Genomic DNA, 713 nt, shown 5'->3' on the forward strand with positions numbered 1-713 from the left:
GTGCTGGTGGTCGAACGCTGGGTCCTGGCACGCCTGCGCCACCAGCGCTTCTTCAGCATCAACGAACTCAATCGCGTGCTGCGTGATCTGCTCACGGACCTGAACGCGCGCCCGTTCAAGAAGCTGCCAGGATGTCGCGCCAGCGCCTTCGCCGAGATGGACCAACCGGCACTGCGGCCCTTGCCAGAGAAGGCTTACGAGTACGCCGAATGGAAGCTGGCGCGGGTCGGCATCGACTACCACGTCGACGTCGGCGGGCATTACTACTCGGTGCCGTGCCAGTTCGCCCGCCAGCAGGTCGACGTGCGCACGACCGCCACGACGGTGGAGGTATTCCATCGCGGCACGCGACTGGCAAGCCATGTCCACTGCACCTTCAAGGGGCGGCACACAACGATCGACGCGCACATGCCGCCGGCCCATCGGGCAGTCGCTGGGGTGACGGCGGAAACCCTGCGTAGCCAGGCGACCGCGATAGGGCCGCGTACGGAAGTGCTGATCGAGCGTCTGCTGCATCAGCGCCGCCACCCGCAGCAGGCGTTCCGCAGCTGCCTTGGCGTGTTGCGCCTTGGGCAGGAGTTTGGAACGGCACGGCTGGAAGCGGCATGCGTGCGCGCGCTCAAGCACAACGCCGTGAGCTGGAAGAGCGTGCATTCAATCCTCAAGCATGGTCTGGACCAGCAGGTACAGGCGGCCGACCAGCGCGTACTGGA

1 protein-coding gene is annotated in these 713 nt (G+C 65.9%); it reads left to right on the forward strand.

Annotation, left to right across the window (positions count from 1 at the left end; translation table 11 throughout):
• Positions 1 to 713, forward strand: a 713-nt coding sequence (locus ACFOFO_RS26490) for a Mu transposase domain-containing protein (RefSeq protein ID WP_449369388.1), incomplete at both ends; no start/stop codon positions are given.

The sequence above is a fragment of the Pseudundibacterium arcticum genome, from assembly GCF_042646465.1.
Classification (GTDB): domain Bacteria; phylum Pseudomonadota; class Gammaproteobacteria; order Burkholderiales; family Burkholderiaceae_D; genus Undibacterium_A; species Undibacterium_A arcticum.